General features: G+C 36.7%; 15 protein-coding genes. 9 read left to right on the top strand and 6 right to left on the bottom strand.

Annotation, left to right across the window (positions count from 1 at the left end):
* Nucleotides 1-29: 29 nt before the first annotated feature.
* Genes CD138_RS05800 through CD138_RS05790 form a run of 3 tightly spaced genes read left to right on the top strand, consistent with a single transcriptional unit; the run spans nt 30 to nt 2,610 of the window.
* Nucleotides 30-848 carry an SPL family radical SAM protein gene (locus CD138_RS05800; protein ID WP_019167568.1) on the top strand — a complete coding sequence of 273 codons (819 nt, stop codon included), beginning with the start codon at nt 30-32 and terminating at the stop codon, nt 846-848.
* A gap of 21 nt (nt 849-869) precedes the next feature.
* Nucleotides 870-1,391: a methylated-DNA--[protein]-cysteine S-methyltransferase gene (locus CD138_RS05795; RefSeq protein ID WP_019167567.1), complete on the top strand. Its 522-nt coding sequence runs from the start codon at nt 870-872 to the stop codon at nt 1,389-1,391.
* On the top strand, nt 1,372-2,610 hold the full coding sequence (locus tag CD138_RS05790) for an acetylornithine deacetylase (RefSeq protein ID WP_019167566.1): 1,239 nt from the start codon (nt 1,372-1,374) through the stop codon (nt 2,608-2,610). The genes CD138_RS05795 and CD138_RS05790 overlap by 20 nt, the downstream gene beginning before the upstream one ends.
* Nucleotides 2,611-2,776: 166 nt before the next feature.
* Here CD138_RS05790 and CD138_RS05785 read toward each other — a convergent pair whose 3' ends face one another.
* The 3 genes from CD138_RS05785 to groES all read right to left on the bottom strand — a co-directional run bounded on the left by CD138_RS05785 (nt 2,777) and on the right by groES (nt 5,566).
* A complete protein-coding gene (locus CD138_RS05785; RefSeq protein ID WP_019167565.1) occupies nt 2,777-3,196 on the bottom strand; it encodes a GNAT family N-acetyltransferase in 420 nt (139 codons plus the stop codon).
* A 414-nt stretch (nt 3,197-3,610) separates the two neighbouring features.
* A complete protein-coding gene (groL, locus tag CD138_RS05780; RefSeq protein ID WP_019167564.1) occupies nt 3,611-5,230 on the bottom strand; it encodes a chaperonin GroEL in 1,620 nt (539 codons plus the stop codon).
* Nucleotides 5,231-5,278: 48 nt separating this feature from the next.
* Nucleotides 5,279-5,566 (bottom strand): co-chaperone GroES, encoded by a 288-nt coding sequence (gene groES / locus CD138_RS05775; protein ID WP_019167563.1) that lies wholly within the window; start codon nt 5,564-5,566, stop codon nt 5,279-5,281.
* 169 nt (nt 5,567-5,735) lie between these two features.
* On the opposite strand from groES, the gene mroQ reads away from it, so the two are divergent.
* A complete protein-coding gene (gene mroQ / locus CD138_RS05770) occupies nt 5,736-6,503 on the top strand; it encodes an intramembrane glutamic endopeptidase MroQ (RefSeq protein WP_019167562.1) in 768 nt (255 codons plus the stop codon).
* 107 nt (nt 6,504-6,610) lie between these two features.
* Here the strand turns inward: mroQ and CD138_RS05765 are convergent, their stop codons facing one another.
* Entirely contained in the window at nt 6,611-7,981 is a 1,371-nt protein-coding gene (locus CD138_RS05765) for an SdrH family protein (RefSeq protein WP_019167561.1), read from the bottom strand.
* Nucleotides 7,982-8,143: 162 nt separating this feature from the next.
* Here CD138_RS05765 and CD138_RS05760 point away from each other — a divergent pair, with 162 nt between their 5' ends.
* Nucleotides 8,144-8,947: a carbon-nitrogen family hydrolase gene (locus tag CD138_RS05760; protein ID WP_019167560.1), complete on the top strand. Its 804-nt coding sequence runs from the start codon at nt 8,144-8,146 to the stop codon at nt 8,945-8,947.
* 284 nt (nt 8,948-9,231) lie between these two features.
* Here the strand turns inward: CD138_RS05760 and CD138_RS14795 are convergent, their stop codons facing one another.
* Nucleotides 9,232-9,309: a delta-lysin family phenol-soluble modulin gene (locus CD138_RS14795; RefSeq protein ID WP_103265969.1), complete on the bottom strand. Its 78-nt coding sequence runs from the start codon at nt 9,307-9,309 to the stop codon at nt 9,232-9,234.
* Nucleotides 9,310-9,700: 391 nt separating this feature from the next.
* Between CD138_RS14795 and CD138_RS05750 the strand changes: the two genes are divergently transcribed.
* From CD138_RS05750 to agrA, 4 genes are read left to right on the top strand one after another with little or no spacing between them, the layout of a single operon-like run.
* Nucleotides 9,701-10,267, top strand: coding sequence for an accessory gene regulator AgrB (locus tag CD138_RS05750; RefSeq protein WP_019167559.1), 567 nt, complete (start codon nt 9,701-9,703; stop codon nt 10,265-10,267).
* Between the two features lies 1 nt (nt 10,268).
* Nucleotides 10,269-10,406 carry a cyclic lactone autoinducer peptide AgrD gene (gene agrD, locus CD138_RS05745; RefSeq protein ID WP_019167558.1) on the top strand — a complete coding sequence of 46 codons (138 nt, stop codon included), beginning with the start codon at nt 10,269-10,271 and terminating at the stop codon, nt 10,404-10,406.
* Between the two features lie 22 nt (nt 10,407-10,428).
* Nucleotides 10,429-11,721 carry a quorum-sensing sensor histidine kinase AgrC gene (gene agrC, locus CD138_RS05740; protein ID WP_026066781.1) on the top strand — a complete coding sequence of 431 codons (1,293 nt, stop codon included), beginning with the start codon at nt 10,429-10,431 and terminating at the stop codon, nt 11,719-11,721.
* A gap of 13 nt (nt 11,722-11,734) precedes the next feature.
* Nucleotides 11,735-12,451, top strand: coding sequence for a quorum-sensing response regulator AgrA (agrA, locus tag CD138_RS05735; RefSeq protein WP_019167556.1), 717 nt, complete (start codon nt 11,735-11,737; stop codon nt 12,449-12,451).
* A 59-nt stretch (nt 12,452-12,510) separates the two neighbouring features.
* Here agrA and CD138_RS05730 read toward each other — a convergent pair whose 3' ends face one another.
* Nucleotides 12,511-13,455 (bottom strand): carbohydrate kinase family protein, encoded by a 945-nt coding sequence (locus CD138_RS05730; protein ID WP_019167555.1) that lies wholly within the window; start codon nt 13,453-13,455, stop codon nt 12,511-12,513.
* Nucleotides 13,456-13,458 lie beyond the last annotated feature (3 nt).

Here is a 13,458-nt window from a genome sequence, read left to right as displayed (position 1 = left end):
ACCTGTCTGTTTTTATTTAGGGGGATAAAATGGAAATTCATGCACGCCAACCACAACAATTTTTAACGAAAGCGAGTGGCTATTTAAAAGATTATACACATACGCTTAATCCTTATATGGGCTGTCAATATGGATGCACTTATTGTTATGTCCGTCGCTCTCCTATTTCACTATTTTCAGGCAAAACTTGGGGTGACTGGGTTACTGCCAAAACAGATGCGCAGTTGAAATTTAGAAAAGAACTTCAAAAAAACAAATCTAAAGGACCATTCACGGTATTCATGTCCTCTTCCACCGACCCGTATCAACCGCTCGAGAAAAAATATGAAATCACACGCTATTTGTTATCTGAAATGCATGATTGCCCACCCGATTTTTTATTCATTCAAACACGGAGCCCACTCATACAACGAGACATCGACATGCTTCAATCTTATCCTGGAAATTTCATCGTAAGTATGACCGTTGAAACAGACCGTGAAGATATCATTCGGCATTTCACACCAAAGGCACCAAGTATTGAAGCTCGTCTTAAAGCAGTAGACAAACTTTGTGCAGCTCACATTCCAACTCAAATAGCCATCGCGCCTGTCCTTCCTTGTACCAATCAGTTTGCCCAAAAATTAGCCAAACATGTCGATCTTATTACGATTGACGATTACTTTATGGGGGATGGCTCAAACGGCCGTCGCACGCAATCTCTTGGTATTCAATCTTTATATGAAACACTTGATTTACAGTCTTGGTATCATCCAGACGCGTATCTGCATGTGTTAAAATTAATGCAAGACGTTTTTCCACATGAGAATATTGAGATCAGTCGTGATGGTTTCGTGCCATTTCAATAAATTCAAAGGAGGTTGATTTTTATGCCATTTTATTTTCAACATATTGATACACCCCTCGGTTTAATGACCGCTATTGTCAATGATGATGCGTTGTTAGGCTTATCGTTTACAGATTCTAAAGATTATCACACTGCATTGAATCATTTTCAAAAACAAGCACCGCTCATTCAAATTTCACATCATCCAATCGTGAATCAAATCGCATTTGAATTACAAGGTTATTTTCATGGTCATTGTCAAACGTTTAAAACACCTGTTGCGCATGTCATTGGTACACCTTTTCAACAAGAAGTGTGGCAAGCGCTACAACAACTTCCTTTTGGGGCGGTTGTCAATTATAGTGATATCGCACAAATGATTGGACGTCCAAAAAGTGTACGTGCTGTCGCTTCTGCTATTGGTCAAAATCCACTTTCTATTATTGTTCCTTGTCATCGTGTATTAAGAAAAGATGGCCAATTAGGTGGTTTTAATAGTGGACTCCATCGTAAAAAACATTTATTAGCATTGGAAGGTGACATTCATGGAACAACGCCATTATGATATTCTTGAAACATTAGTTGCACATCCAACAGTCAGTCCCCCTGCCCGCAATACCGTTACTTTACAACGACAAATTGCTACTTGGCTTGAAGACATAGGTTTTGAAGTCCAAACCATTCCTTTTTACGATAATGACTGTATCGTGGTTGGAACATTGAAAGGACGTCAACCTGATGCACCTCGTCTTATTTTAAACGGCCATGTCGATGTCGCTGAAGTGGAAGACGAACAATTTTGGCGCTTTAACCCCTTTCAACTGACTGAAACAGATGGATTTCTTTATGGCAGAGGCGTCGCAGATATGAAAGGTGGTATGTCCGCCCTCTTTTACAATTTAGAGCGTTTGCATCAAGAAGGTAGACAACCTGAAGGCGATATTATTGTCCATTCTGTTGTTGGTGAGGAAGTAGGAGAAGCAGGTACGAAAATTGCTTGTGAACATTCACCTCAAGCCGATCTAGCTCTAGTATTAGATACGAGTGACAATATTGCGATGGGACAAGGTGGCGTCATTACAGGTTGGATTACGATTCAAAGTGAGGAAACCATTCATGATGGTGCAAGAAGCCATATCATTCATGCAGGTGGCGGTCGTCATGGTGCGAGTGCTATTGAAAAAATGGTGAAGATCATCCAAGCGTTACAAGAACTCGAACGTCATTGGGCCGTTACGAAATCCTATCCCGGCATGCCACCCGGCGCGAATACCATTAATCCAGCCGTGATTGAAGGGGGTCGTCATCCTGCTTTTATTGCAGACCAATGTCGATTATGGATAACAGTACATTATTTGCCTGATGAAAATTATGACACCATTATTGAAGAAATTGAAACATATTTAAATAAAGTTGCCGATAGTGATTTATGGCTCAGTCAAAATCCACTTCAATTTGAATGGGGCGGCACTTCTATGATTGAAGATAAAGGTGAAATTTTCCCAAGTTTCACTTTACCGACATCTCATCCTGGATTTCACATGTTAGCTGAAGCACACGAACACGTGCATGAGACACCGCTTCAAACGACGATGAGCACAACGGTAACAGATGGCGGTTGGACCGCAGACTTTGGCATTCCAACTATTTTATACGGTCCCGGTAAACTTGATGAAGCCCATGGAACCAACGAAAAAATGAGCATTCAAGATTTAGATCATTTTACCGAAGTCTTGTATACATTTTTAAAAACATGGTATGAAACACCTCAGCGGAAATCATAGACATTTCCATAATATATAAAAAGCAGCATTCAAAGATAGACCCTACACTTTGGACGCTGCTTTTTGATTTGTTATGAATGTATCCTATTTTTTCGACATACCATACATTCATCACCACTTTAAATCGAACTGTAATGAATGGATGCATTCACGTATTGGCATACGATCATTCAGTATATGCCATCTTTAATTTTTCGCTTTGATATATAGCCATCGCTGTTTTCAACTTTTTAAAACCTTGTTTATTATAAAATTCTATTTTTCCTGTCGTTGATATTAAATGAATACAGGACACATCTCCAATTTGCTCTAATAAGTCATTGACAATTCTACTGCCTATTTTTAAATTTTGATATTCAGGCCTAACAATCACATCGTAAATCGCTGCATTAAAAACACCATCAGATAGCGCTCTACCTATACCAATCACTTTACTATTATGAATAGCGAATACATTGTGCGTACTATTTTTTAGAATGCTTTCAATATTATCTTTGTTATGATTCAACCAGCCTACTGATTGATAAGTTTTATAAATAGTGTCTAAGTAGCTATTATCAAATGTATCAACAAGTTTTATCTCCATATTAACCTCATCCCCATTTATATTTATTCACTGTCCTTTGCCAAAATCCATCATCTTCTCTTAGTACTCATTACAAGTATTTATCGATACATTTGCTCTATATAATTAAAGTGAAAATGATAAATAATTGCTGGTATTTTATGGTATTCAACTGTATTAATTTGTTTTACAAGGTTTGATAAATAAAAAATTAGCTTTTTGCCAGAAATATCATTTGAAGTAAACGATATCAAAACATTATCCAGTTCTTTCTAGCAAATTTTGTAATTCAGTTGGTAATCAATTGAATATCATATAAAAAAGACGCTTCCCAAAAATTGAGGTATCTATTGGAAAGCGTCACAAAATATTTATTCAAATCATAATGTTTGATCAATCATTAAAACATTGATGTAAAGACATTTGATAGTCCTATTACATCATACCTGGCATGCCGCCCATTTGTGGCATATCATTGCCTTTATCTTCTGGAATGTTTGCAACTACCGCTTCAGTTGTTAAGAACATTGCCGCAACACTTGCTGCGTGTTGTAAAGCAGAACGTGTCACTTTCGTTGGATCCACGATACCGGCTTCTAACATGTTCACCCATTCATCAGTTGCTGCGTTGTAACCAATACCTGGTTCAGCATTTTTCATTCTTTCAACAATGACTGAACCTTCAAGACCTGCATTTTCAGCAATTTGACGCACTGGTGCTTGCAATGCTTTCAATACAATGTTCACACCTGTTGCTTCATCGCCTTCCGCTTCAATCGCTTGTACGTCTTTGAAAATGTTCATTAATGCCGTACCACCACCAGCAACAATGCCTTCTTCAACTGCTGCACGTGTTGAGTTCAATGCATCTTCAATACGTAATTTACGCTCTTTTAATTCAGTTTCAGAAGCTGCACCCACTTTAATCACTGCAACACCGCCAGCTAATTTTGCTAAACGTTCTTGAAGTTTTTCACGGTCAAAGTCAGAATCTGTTTCTTCAATTTGTGCTTTTAATTGGCCTACACGTGCATCGATGTTCGCAGGATCACCGTCACCATCCACGACTGTCGTATTGTCTTTAGTCACTTCAACTTTGTTTGCAGTACCTAACATATCTAAAGTCGCTTCTTTTAATTCAAGACCTAAATCATCTGTAATCACTTGTGCGCCTGTTACAATCGCTAAGTCTTCTAACATTGCTTTACGACGATCACCGAAACCAGGTGCTTTAACTGCAACTGCTGTGAATGTACCACGCATACGATTTAAGACGAGGTTTGTTAATGCATCGCCTTCTACTTCGTCAGCTACAATTAAAATTGGGCGGTTAGATTGTACAATTTGCTCTAATAAAGGCAAGATATCTTGGAATGAAGAGATTTTCTTGTCAGTAATTAAAATGTATGGTCTTTCTAATTCTGCAATCATTTTGTCAGAATCAGTTACCATGTATGGTGATTGGTAACCACGGTCAAATTGCATCCCTTCAACGACTTCTAATTCTGTATTAAAGCCATTTGATTCTTCAATTGAAATAACACCGTCATTACCGACTTTTTCCATCGCTTCAGAAATGTAACGACCTACTTCTTCATCAGCAGCAGAAATCGCGCCGACTTGTGCAATTTCTTCTTTGTTTTCAACTTTTTGAGAAATATTGTGTAATGATTCAATCGCGACTGCCACAGCTTTATCGATACCTTGGCGAATACCGACTGGGTTGGCACCACTTGTCACGTTTTTAAGCCCTTCTTGAATCATTGCTTGTGCAAGTACAGTCGCTGTCGTCGTACCGTCCCCTGCAATCTCATTTGTTTTATTTGCCACTTCTTGAACAAGTTTCGCGCCCATATTTTCGTAAGGGTCTTCTAATTCAATTTCTTTTGCGATTGTTACACCGTCATTTGTAATGAGTGGTGCTGTAAATTCTTTATCAAGTACAACATTGCGCCCTTTTGGACCAATTGTCACTTTAACAGCATTTGCTAATTTATCGACACCACGTAACATTGCTTGACGTGCGTCTTCAGAAAATTTTAATTCCTTTGCCATTCTAAAACCTCCATTGTTGGATTCATTTCTTCTATATTTAATGTATGATTAGTCTTCAATAACTGCTAAAACTTCATCTTCAGTTAACACTAAGTATTCCGTATCGTTTCGTTTTACTTCAGTGCCTGCATATTGTTGAAACACAACACGATCGCCTACGTTTAATTCTGGTTTCAGACGTTCACCATTGTCTAAAGTACGTCCCGGACCTACCGCAACGATAACACCTTCATTTGATTTTTCCTTAGCTGAATCAGTTAAAACAATACCGCTTTTAGTTGTTTGTTCATTTTCTTTCTTTTCGATAACGACACGGTTTCCTAATGGTCTAAGCATGTGTGAATGCCTCCTTATGTTCAACTTCAATTTAGCACTTTCATATATTGAGTGCTAATTTAGTTCTATAATAATCAAAATTGGTCAAAATTTCAAGCGATTACGTTCAAAGCCATTGTCCGCGTCTTTATTTTCCGTTAGAATAAAGAAGATTGAACGGAGGCTAATTATGAAGAGATTTTGGGTTTCACTACTCACTGTAGTACTATACATCTTTGCACAAGTTTCACCTTATATCGCACGTGCGCTAGGTTGGATACAGACAGACAACCAAGCAGAATTGTTACGGCAGTCGATAACAGTACAATTGTATGCCTTTATCATTGTCGCCATATTGATCATCTTACTACAGTTTTTCGTAAAAAATAAATTGAACTTTGAACTCGGTCCGAAAGAGAAAAAGCGTTATGTGCTCCCCTATATTTTAGTGGGTGTTGTCATAGTGTTTATCGCGCAAATGATTGTTAATCTCATTTCTGTCCAACTTTTAGGAGCGAATCCAGCGAGCGAAAACACATTAAGAATTATGAAAATCGCACGTCAAATGCCAATATTTATAGTATTAATAGCAATTGTCGGTCCATTATTAGAAGAGTTTGTCTTTAGAAAAGTATTGTTTGGCGAACTCTATCATGCGATTAAAGCAAGCAAATGGGTGAAATTCGCAATCGCAGCGACGATCAGTTCTGCAGTGTTTGCTGTCGTACATATGGATTTTTCACATTTCTTAGCTTATTTTGTCATGGGAATCATCTTTTCAGCATTTTATATTTATACGAAACGGTTGAGTGTTTCCATTGGTATTCATATGGCTCAAAATGGATTAGTCGCACTGATACAATTAATGATGCCTGAAAAAATGATTGAAGATGCCGTTAAACAAGCACAATTCATTGATTTATTCATGACGCATTGGATGTCATTATTCCTTTCATAAGGCATACACGGTTTACTTCACAAAATTACTTTTAAGATTTTCAATGATATTACAATGCACAAAAGGGTTAAGTCGACTTCATTTAAAGTGACTTAACCCTTTATTTTTTATTTCCAATAATGATGCAGTCGTTTCCATAAAATCATACTTATGAGGCCGACAAAACCGACCATAACAACACCAATATAAATCATAGGCTTGTAACTTAAAGATTTTCCTGTGTCTTCTTTCATGTCTTTCATATGATGCGTATTAAAATTTTCTCCATGCTGCTCAATTTTCTTTACTTTATCTTGCTGATGCTTATTTACTCGAGACTTATCACCATTTTTCTTAAAATCTGGCATTGAACCAAATTCCCCTGTGACGAGTGCTAACACTTGTTTATCTAAACGGTGATAGTATTGCTCTGTTGAAAGCGGATTAAAATATTGATATCTAAAATAATCTGTACTCCGTTGTAAGTCATCTAAAAATTCATTTTGCTTAAATTGTTCTTTCCGACTTAAATTTTTAATATCCTGTGGTACTTGATTTCCAAATTCGCTTAAACGCGCAACTTCTTCCTTAAACAATGGATTATATTTATAATTATTATTCAATAAACCTGCGTATGCATCATATGCTGATGAACCATAATGATTCGGCTGGTTTGAACTTTCAACCGTTCCATTTTGTTGTACTTGACCGTCATTTCCATTCGACAAATGCTCATTCTTTTGTGGAGATCCCTCGTGACCTCCTCCACCGTTGGACTCGGTCATTTCACCGCCATTACCATGCCCACCGTTATCTGTTGCAGGTGGTGGTGTATTGTTTGAATGATCATCTTTTTGATTCGGACGATTCGGTTCTTTAGGTGGTAATGCTGGTTTGTCTGGTCTATCTGGTTTGTCTGGTTTATTCGGTTTTGTATTTGGGTTTTTCGAAGGTTGATCTTCCTGCGATTGGTTCGGCTTCTTGTGCTCATCTTTCTCTGGTTTTACTACTTGATCTTCATCTTTCTGTGTTTCAGATTGATCGGGTTGAGACGGTTGATTTGCTTGACTTGAGTCGTTGTTATGCTCATTTTCTTTGTGAGATGGCACTTCTTCAGTACCCGGTTGCTCATTAGATGGATGGTGTTCAGTACTCGGTAGTGTTGATTCACTTTCATCCGTTGTGAGTTCATCATCATCCGGTTTCACATTTTCTGTTGGCTTGTCCTCAATTTCATCCGCTGTTATTTTTGTTGGAGTGAATGTTGGCGTTTCAGCAACATGTCTGTCTGAAGTAATCACGCTTCGTCGCTCATCTATTTGTTCATAATAAGATGTGACCGTCATTGTATTCAAAGTCGTCGGCACCTCATTGACTTCTGCTGCTTGAACGACTTCATGCGATAATAAAAGAGGTGACACAACGTATAAAATGCTGGTTGAACCCAATCCTATTTTAAATAGTCGTTTAACTCTATGTTCTTTTTGATGTTCTACCATCAGATTCACCTCTGATACCTAAGTTTTTCATCAAAGCCAGTATAAACAAAAGTCACGCTAATTACCACCTTCATTTTAATATTATTGTATTCTGTTAAGATTTTTGTTAAACCAGTCATCATTTAGTACACTAGTATTAATCTAGAAGTGAGGGGGATTACGATGCAACTACAATTATTTCAATTTAATATCACACGTGCTGATTCAAGTCAAAACGAACAGAAAATCACTACATTATTTGAAGAACATTTAGATGATCAAACTGATGTCGTTGTCTTGCCTGAAATGTGGAATAATGGCTATGCGTTAGCACAATTAGAACAGTTAGCAGATGAAAACTTAACACAAAGTTATGCTTTTATACAAAAATTAGCTCAAGATTATCAAGTAGACATCATTGCAGGATCTGTTTCTAATCGTAAAGAAGGCACCATTTACAATACAGCCTTTGCCGTAAATCGTCGAGGCGAAAAAATTTATAAATATGATAAAATTCATCTCGTTCCTATGTTAGACGAACCAGACTTTTTGACAGGTGGCGAGACTGTACCCTACCCTTATATGCTTTCTGATGGAACAAGCGTGTCTCAAATCATTTGCTATGATTTACGCTTTCCAGAATTAAGTCGCTATCCGGCAGCTCAAGGCGCAAAAGTGATGTTTTATGTCGCACAGTGGCCCGAAGTCCGACTCACGCATTGGCGTCAGCTCTTACAAGCACGTGCAGTTGAAAATGATATGTATGTGGTTGCGGTTAATGGTAGTGGCAATGATGGTCAAACAACGTATGCAGGTCATTCAATGGTTGTGGATCCGAATGGTCAAATAATAGCTGAAGCAGATGAAAATGAAGCCGTGATGACCGTCACACTGGACCTTCAAAAAGTAGACGAACAACGTCGTGCAATTCCAGTGTTTGAAAATATGAGACCCGCTGTTTACCGCTATGCACAAAAAGAAGATTAAAATATGAGGAGACTAATATACAAAAATTTTCATCTCCCATCCCCTTATTTTTTAAAGGGCATAAAAATAAACAGGCGAGCTTGGGAGTGACTCGCCTGTTCTTCATATTAAGGGAATGTTTTATTTACAGTTATTCTATTTAATTGGGGATGTTATTAATTATGAAAAAATTTAGTGAATTTACCGATTATTAAATATTGCTACAACGGCTTCAATATCGAAACCTGATTTTACTATAGTCTAAGTAAGGAAAAAGATTCTAACAAAATTGCTTGGTTAAAAAATTATTTCGTGAATTTTTTAACTGTTTCAGCGATGAGTTTAATGAAATCAACAATTGTGCTAATGATATCTCCTGCCATAGTGAGCACCTCCTTAATTTATAAATAAAACCAAAGACTCTAATAGATTGTTGCTCCCTTAGTCATGTAAGCTGAGCGAAGAATACAATGACTAAGAACATCTGACTTTACTTAATCAGTAAATTTGTCTAAGTGTACTCGACAACACTTATCACAAAATCACTTCATCTCCATCACCAATGTGATGATGTTTATATTACAACATGTTTTTTCTCGTTTGTGTGAATGAGTGCGTAACTCGATGATTTTTATGCTTAACTGTTCAAACATTTATGGTAAAATATAAAAAAACAATCATTTCTAACAGTTAGGAATGATAATTGAACAGTTAGGCAAAAAATAAAGCGTTTTAATAGTTGTATATTATAATTTAAACAAGGAGGAGAGCCGTATGTTACTCATTGACAATGGCATTGAAAAAATGGCGCTAAAGCTCCAACAAAGACAGAATTTGAGTCATATTGAGTTTTTAAAAGTGCGTTTGGGCATGCAAGTTGTCGTGATTAACACCTTTAAGGCTATAGTGACTTACGGGCTTGCACTCCTATTGAACATATTTTTATACACACTTATCGTTCACCTAACTTTTCTTACCTTAAGAACTTATTCACATGGTGCACATGCGAAGACATCCATGCTTTGTCACGTACAAAACATTGTTGCATTCGTCATGTTACCGTGGTTAATTGTGCAATATGACATTTCGTTTCAATTTTTGTTAATCTTGAGTTTATTGAGTGCTTTGATTGTCATCAAATATGCACCAGCAGCTACGAAAAAAAGACCAATCGCTCCAAAAAAAGTGAAAGGTCTTAAAATCAAATCAATCATTGTATTCGTTTTGCTCATGACTATTGCATGCATCGTACCACCACCATACAATCGCTTTGTCGTTTATGGTGTATTATTACAGTCTTTCACATTATTACCTATATTTTCTATTAAGGAGGAAGTTTAACATGAGAATTTTAGAAGTTTTATTCAACCTTATTACAAATTTATTCCAATCAATCGGTACTTTTGCTAGAATCCCAACGAGTACTGGATTTTTCGATGAACCAGAAATCCCTGCTGAGTTGTTAGAAGAGGAAAAATAAAAGTTAGAAAGTGTGTATAAAATTGGAAATACTTATAGCCGTATTTATAGTGTTATTTCAATCGTTTATTTTCGCATCAGTAACGAGTATTATCCAAAAATATAAATACAGTCAAAGGGATTACATTCTTCTCATCTTCGGGATAGTAATCCCTTCTATTGTTTTATATTTAATTTTCGATAAATATAGTTTGCTTTATTTAATTCTTTGCTTTTTTATCTTCTATTTCAGACGAGCTAAAATTTTTGGAATTATTACAGTTCTGCTGTCTATTCTTGTTTTACTCATTAATGATTTCATCGCGACATGGGTTTTTGCTTATCTAAATACATATCACATCAATTTTTATGTGACATCATTCATTTATATGGTCATTTTTGCGCTAGGTTGTTACCTTTTCTCTTATATTATCATTACATTATTTAACAAACTCAAAACATCTTGGTTGTATATTAATAAGCTTTATTTGATTGCCCTAGCTGTATTTTTAGCGTGCGGGTTCGTCATTTTCTTCTCTTTTTTACCAAGAACAGTTGGTGATATCTATGAGTTTCAATATTTTGGTATCATTTGTTTTATTTCTTTTTCAGTCTTCTCGATTTTAATCATCGCAACGACTTTAACGATTGAACGTGAAATCAATTATAAACGAAAAAAACAGGAATTAGATGATTATTACAAATATACCGTACAAATTGAAAAAATTAACAACAAAATGCGCAAATTCCGACACGACTATACGAATATATTATTAACGATGTCTGAATATTTACGTGACGACGATTTAGAAGGTTTAAAAAAGTATTATCAAGAACATATTAGTCCTTTAAAACGTGAATTTGAATCCAATACGATGCGACTTAACGGGATAGAGAATCTAAAAGTACGAGAAATTAAAGGTTTAATAACCACTAAAATCTTACAAGCACAAGAAAATGATATCGAAATAACTGTTGAAGTGGCAGATGAAATTACGCGAATCGATATGGATGCGATTCAACTGAGCCGTGTGATAGGGATTATTATGGATAATGCGATAGAAGCTTCCAATACCATCGATGATCCTACGATTCAAATCGCATTCATTAAGACGGATGCGTCCGTAATGATTATTATTATGAACAAAGCGCCAAAAGATATGCCGAAACTTCATACCTTGTTCCAAGACGGCTTTTCAACTAAAGGAAATAATCGGGGTATAGGATTAACAACGTTGAAAGAAATTATTGATCAAACGGACAATGTACTCCTTGATACAACGATTGAGAATCATTATTTTATTCAAAAACTAGAGATTATGAACGATTACGAATAAGGATGTGTGTACCATGAAAATTTTGATTTGTGAGGATGATCCGAAACAACGTGAACGCATGGTTTCCATTATTGAGAATTATATTATGATTGAAGAAAAGCCTATGGAAATTGCGCTTGCCACTAGTGATCCGTATGCGGTTTTAGAAACTTCTAAAAATATGACAGATATTGGTTGCTACTTTTTAGATATTCAATTAGAGTCTGATATTAATGGAATTAAACTGGGTAGCGAGATTCGAAAGCATGATCCTGTTGGCAATATTATTTTTGTGACAAGTCATAGTGAACTGACGTACCTGACTTTTGTCTACAAAGTGGCTGCTATGGATTTTATTTTCAAAGATGATCCTGATGAATTGAGAACACGCATTATCGACTGTTTAGAAACGGCATTAAAACGACTCGATCTACTAACTAAAGATCATAATGTTGAAACTTTAGAGCTCAAACGCGGGACAAGCTCTGTTTATGTCAATTATGATGATGTGATGTTTTTTGAGTCTTCACCTAAGTCACACCGCTTAATCGCGCATCTCGACAATCGTCAAATCGAGTTTTATGGCAACTTGAAGGAATTAGCACAACTCGATGATCGATTCTTCAGATGTCATAATAGTTTTGTATTGAATCGAAGGAATATAACGCGTGTTGATACAAAAGAACGAATTGCTTATTTTAAAAATGAAGAATTTTGTTATGTCTCAGTGCGTAATTTGAAGAAAATATAATAGCTGTCTCTCAATTTAAAAAGCCAATTTCCCAGCTGTGTGGGAAATTGGCTTTTTCATTAGAGTTCTTCCAATGTGGGTAGGCTTGAAATAGCTCCGTATTGGGATACAACACGACCTGAAACTTGATGTGCAAATTTCAATATGTCTTGTCCATGTTGCCGAAGTGTCTCCAAAGGTTGTTGCTCGGATTGACATAACTTCGCGTTAATGGCACCAATAAAGGCATCTCCTGCTCCTGTAGTATCAACAACTTGTGCGGGAGGTGTCGGTACGTCAATCGTTGTACCATCTTTGAAAATGATCGCCGCACCATGAGCCCCTTTCGTGTATATCACAGCTTGAACGTTACCGACAAACAATGATTTTAACGCCGCTTCTTCATCGTCATGACGCGTTACAAATGATAATTCTTCATCTGACACTTTTACAACATGCGCACGTGGCAAAAATGCTTGTAATGTCTCGTAATATACATCATGATCCTCCCATAAAGGTAAACGGACATTCGGATCAAACACAATTGTCGCCCCTACTTGATCTGCTTTATCTAATAATTGAACATGGGCTTCTTTCATAGGACTTTCGACTAACGCAACAGAGCAAAAATGGACTAAATCTCCTTGTTGTAAATCAATCGTCTCGATATTTTCAGGTTGATACAGCATGTCTGCGCTCGGTTTTCGATAAAATGAAAAGTCGCGTTCTCCTTCATTAGATAAACTGACAAACGCAAGTGCTGTATTCGCCTTTTTTGTCGTTAACACATGTGCAGTATCGACTTCAACACTTTGTAACGTCTCGATGATCTTGTCACCAAATGCATCTTCACCCACTTGCGTAATCAAATGACTGTTACCACCTAATTTTTGAACAGCTGCGGCCACGTTACATGGTGCGCCACCCACTTGAGGTTCAAACCCCGTCACATCTTTCAGTGATGTCTCTCTTTGTGTAGGAATAAAATCGATGAGTGCTTCACCTATCGCATAAAAATGTTTCATTCG

Source organism: Staphylococcus intermedius NCTC 11048 (assembly GCF_002902385.1).
GTDB classification, from domain to species: Bacteria; Bacillota; Bacilli; order Staphylococcales; family Staphylococcaceae; genus Staphylococcus; species Staphylococcus intermedius.
This window is presented reverse-complemented; position numbering and strand designations above follow the sequence as displayed.

Coding starts and splice junctions, on each gene's coding strand:
- CD138_RS05730 (WP_019167555.1), bottom strand. CDS start 13,455: ATGAAACATTTTTATGCGATAGGTGAAGCACTCATCGATTTTATTCCT.
- CD138_RS05750 (WP_019167559.1), top strand. CDS start 9,701: ATGTTACTCATTGACAATGGCATTGAAAAAATGGCGCTAAAGCTCCAA.
- CD138_RS05800 (WP_019167568.1), top strand. CDS start 30: ATGGAAATTCATGCACGCCAACCACAACAATTTTTAACGAAAGCGAGT.
- CD138_RS05785 (WP_019167565.1), bottom strand. CDS start 3,196: ATGGAGATAAAACTTGTTGATACATTTGATAATAGCTACTTAGACACT.
- groES (WP_019167563.1), bottom strand. CDS start 5,566: ATGCTTAGACCATTAGGAAACCGTGTCGTTATCGAAAAGAAAGAAAAT.
- CD138_RS05760 (WP_019167560.1), top strand. CDS start 8,144: ATGCAACTACAATTATTTCAATTTAATATCACACGTGCTGATTCAAGT.
- agrA (WP_019167556.1), top strand. CDS start 11,735: ATGAAAATTTTGATTTGTGAGGATGATCCGAAACAACGTGAACGCATG.
- mroQ (WP_019167562.1), top strand. CDS start 5,736: ATGAAGAGATTTTGGGTTTCACTACTCACTGTAGTACTATACATCTTT.
- groL (WP_019167564.1), bottom strand. CDS start 5,230: ATGGCAAAGGAATTAAAATTTTCTGAAGACGCACGTCAAGCAATGTTA.
- CD138_RS05790 (WP_019167566.1), top strand. CDS start 1,372: ATGGAACAACGCCATTATGATATTCTTGAAACATTAGTTGCACATCCA.
- CD138_RS05795 (WP_019167567.1), top strand. CDS start 870: ATGCCATTTTATTTTCAACATATTGATACACCCCTCGGTTTAATGACC.
- CD138_RS05765 (WP_019167561.1), bottom strand. CDS start 7,981: ATGGTAGAACATCAAAAAGAACATAGAGTTAAACGACTATTTAAAATA.
- agrD (WP_019167558.1), top strand. CDS start 10,269: ATGAGAATTTTAGAAGTTTTATTCAACCTTATTACAAATTTATTCCAA.
- CD138_RS14795 (WP_103265969.1), bottom strand. CDS start 9,309: ATGGCAGGAGATATCATTAGCACAATTGTTGATTTCATTAAACTCATC.